The following is a 3,850-nucleotide window of genomic DNA, read 5'->3' on the forward strand; positions in this document are numbered from 1 at the left end:
GGATATAAGTCTGTTCCCAGATCTTGCCGCTGCGGCGAACAGTCAGGATCAGTTCTTTGGACAGTGCGTTCACCACCGACACACCTACACCGTGCAGTCCGCCGGATACTTTGTAGGAGTTATCGTCGAACTTACCGCCGGCGTGCAGCACGGTCATGATGACCTCGGCTGCCGAAACGCCCTCTTCTTTGTGCACGTCTACCGGGATGCCACGGCCGTTGTCGCGAACGGTGATGGACTCATCCGGGTGAATGATGATGCTGATGTCGTCGCAGTGGCCGGCGAGAGCTTCGTCGATCGAGTTATCGACCACTTCGAACACCATGTGGTGCAGACCGCTGCCATCGTCGGTGTCACCAATGTACATACCGGGACGTTTGCGTACGGCATCCAGGCCTTTCAGCACTTTAATGCTCGTTGAGTCGTACGTATTTTCTTCGCTCAATGCCTTCACTCCCGATGGTCGTGGGTCTGGGTGATACGGCCCTGTTCCACGTGGAACAAAGCGACTGGCGTTTCCGTCTGCCAGCCTTCCCTCAATAATTCGTGATCTACACAGGTGATAAAGACCTGGCAGCGTAAGTCTTCCAGCAAGCGGCAAAGCGCACGGCGGTGTTGCTCGTCCAGCTCGGACGGCAGGTCATCCACCAGATAAATACACTGGCCGCGACGGGCCTGGCTTACCAGGTGCCCTTGGGCAATCCGCAATGCACAGACCACCAACTTCTGCTGACCCCGGGACAAGATGTCCGCGGCATTGTGCGCGCCTAGTCTTAGACGCAAATCAGCGCGTTGTGGTCCGGCCTGGGTATGACCCATTTGCTGGTCCCGGTGAAGGGACCCAGCGAGTACGGCACTCAGTTCGCGGTCTTTGTCCCAGCCTCGGTAATAGCTGAGGGTCAAGCCTTCAAGCTCARCCAATTCGCTCAAGGTCTGTTCAAAGACTGGTTTCAAGGCTTTGATGTAAGCGCGGCGGTATTCATCTATTTCTGCGCTGGCTTGGCACAGTTCCCTGTCCCAAACCGCTTGCGAAACGGCGTCAAGTGTACCATGTCGCAGCCAAGAGTTTCTCTGGCGGAGGGCCTTCTGCAAGCGCTGCCAAGTAGACATGAAACGCGGTTCCACGTGGAACACGCCCCAGTCGAGAAACTGTCGCCGAATCTTCGGCGCGCCTTCCAGTAAGCGAAAGCTGTCTGGGTTGATCAGTTGAAGTGGCAGAATCTCTGCCAACTGCGCCGCGCTACGAGCATTCTGACCATCGATGCGGATCTGAAACTCACCCTGTCGGTCACGCGAGATACCCAGCGCGCTGTGCCCACCCTCAGCCAATTCAACCTGGCCAAACACCGTGCAGGCCAATTGCTCGTACTGAATCACCGGCAACAGACGGCTGCTACGAAACGAACGGGCAAGCCCTAGCAGATGGATGGCTTCCAGAACACTGGTTTTGCCGCTGCCGTTGGCGCCGTAAAGAATGTTGATTCGGGGGGAGGGGGAGAAGGTCACCGGGTGCAAATTGCGCACCGCGGTGACCGAGACGCGACTTAGCGACATCTAGCTTCTGCTGAACATGATTACAGGCGCATCGGCATGACAACGTAAGYCGAGTCGTCGTTGTCGKACTCTTGCACCAGCGCACTGCTGTTGGAGTCGGACAGGATCAGGCGAACTTGCTCGGTGGTCATCACGCCCAGCACGTCGAGCAGATAGCTGACGTTGAAGCCGATTTCCAGGGAGCCGCCGTTGTACTCAACGCCTACTTCTTCTTCCGCTTCCTCCTGCTCCGGGTTATTTGCCTGAATTTTCAGCTGACCGTTGGCCAGTTGCAGACGGATACCACGGTACTTCTCGTTGGACAGAATCGCAGTGCGGCTGAAGGCTTCACGCAGTGCCTGCCGGTCGCCGAGGACTAGCTTGTCGCCGCCTTTAGGCAGAACACGCTCGTAATCCGGGAATTTACCGTCAACCAGTTTCGACGTGAAGGTGAACTCGCCGGTGGTAGCACGGATGTGGTGCTGACCCAGAACGATGCTGACGAGGCCGTCCGGCTCGGTGAGCAGGCGCGCCAGTTCAAGAATACCCTTGCGTGGAACGATGACCTGATGGCGATCCGGCTGACCGATATCGGCCTGCATCGAGCACATGGCCAGACGGTGACCGTCGGTGGCTACGGCGCGAATGATGCCAGCCGAAACTTCCAGCAGCATACCGTTCAGATAGTAACGAACGTCCTGCTGAGCCATGGCAAAGCTGGTGCGCTCAATCAGACGACGCAGTTTGCTTTGTTCCAGGCTGCAAGTCAGCGAACCCGGACCTTCTTCAACTGTCGGGAAATCGTTGGCCGGCAGGGTCGACAGAGTGAAACGGCTACGGCCAGCTTTCACCACAAGCTTCTGTTCGTCGACCTTGATGTCGATCAATGCGTCGTTTGGCAGACTCTTGCAGATGTCCATCAGCTTGCGCGCTGGCACCGTGATGGAACCTGGATCAGCCGGCTCTTCAAGTTGCACACGACCGACCAGTTCGACTTCCAGGTCGGTACCGGTCAGCGACAATTGCTGGCCTTCGACAACCAGCAGCACGTTGGAGAGCACCGGCAAGGTCTGTCGGCGCTCGACGACGCCTGCGACCAGTTGCAGGGGTTTCAACAGGGCTTCGCGTTGAATGGTGAAATGCATGGTCTAGTCCCTTGCCTTAATAAGCTGCGCTGGTGTTCATCAAGTGGTCAGTGTTCGCAGCAGGTTCTTGTAGTCCTCGCGGATGTCCGCGTCGGATTCCTTAAGCTCGTTGATCTTGCGGCAGGCGTGCAAAACAGTGGTGTGGTCGCGGCCGCCAAACACATCGCCGATTTCCGGCAGGCTGTGGTTAGTCAACTCTTTGGACAATGCCATTGCAACCTGACGCGGACGTGCGACCGAGCGTGAACGACGCTTGGACAGCAGGTCGGAGATCTTGATCTTGTAGTACTCGGCGACAGTGCGCTGAATGTTATCCACAGAGACCAATTTGTCTTGCAGCGCCAACAAGTCCTTCAGGGATTCGCGAATCAGCTCGATGGTGATATCGCGGCCCATGAAGTGCGAGTGGGCGATCACGCGTTTCAGCGCGCCTTCCAGCTCACGGACGTTGGAGCGAATGCGTTGGGCAATGAAGAACGCGGCGTCATGTGGCAGATCGACTTTGGCCTGGTCAGCCTTTTTCATCAGGATCGCAACGCGAGTTTCCAGCTCCGGCGGCTCGACGGCAACCGTCAGGCCCCAGCCAAAGCGGGATTTGAGACGCTCTTCAAGGCCTTCAATTTCTTTCGGATAGCGGTCACTGGTGAGAATGACCTGTTGGCCACCTTCAAGCAGGGCATTGAAGGTGTGGAAAAACTCTTCCTGGGACCGTTCCTTGCGGGCGAAGAATTGAATGTCATCGATCAACAACGCATCCACCGAACGGTAGAAGCGCTTGAACTCGTTGATCGCATTCAGTTGCAGCGCCTTGACCATGTCGGCCACGAAACGCTCGGAATGCAGGTACACGACCTTGGCATTCGGGTTCTTCTTTAATAGGTGGTTACCCACAGCGTGCATCAAGTGGGTCTTACCCAAGCCAACGCCACCATAAAGGAAGAGTGGGTTGTAACCGTGCTTGGGATTGTCCGCTACCTGCCACGCCGCCGCCCGGGCCAGCTGGTTGGACTTACCTTCAACGAAATTTTCAAAGGTAAAGGTCCGGTTCAGGTAGCTGGTGTGCTTGAGCGCGCCTTCGACTTGCACGGTGCGCTGCTCGGAACGCACCGGTGCTTGTTGCGAGCTCGCGCCAGCCATCGGGTCGAAGCTGTCGCGAGACGGCTCTTCATTGA

Annotated in this window: 4 protein-coding genes; all 4 read right to left on the reverse strand. The window is 57.0% G+C overall.

The window, feature by feature from the left end:
* Positions 1 to 445 (reverse strand): ATP-binding protein (locus tag AC1DRJ_RS21090; protein ID WP_477803848.1); only part of this gene is annotated, 445 nt, incomplete at its 3' end.
* A 5-nt stretch (positions 446 to 450) separates the two neighbouring features.
* On the reverse strand, positions 451 to 1,554 hold the full coding sequence (gene recF, locus AC1DRJ_RS21095) for a DNA replication/repair protein RecF (RefSeq protein WP_477803849.1): 1,104 nt from the start codon (positions 1,552 to 1,554) through the stop codon (positions 451 to 453).
* 20 nt (positions 1,555 to 1,574) lie between these two features.
* Positions 1,575 to 2,678, reverse strand: coding sequence for a DNA polymerase III subunit beta (gene dnaN / locus AC1DRJ_RS21100; protein WP_477803850.1), 1,104 nt, complete (start codon positions 2,676 to 2,678; stop codon positions 1,575 to 1,577).
* A 39-nt stretch (positions 2,679 to 2,717) separates the two neighbouring features.
* A partial coding sequence (gene dnaA / locus AC1DRJ_RS21105; protein WP_477803851.1) for a chromosomal replication initiator protein DnaA occupies positions 2,718 to 3,850 on the reverse strand: 1,133 nt, incomplete at its 5' end.

This window comes from Pseudomonas sp. P5_B2 (genome assembly GCF_056400445.1).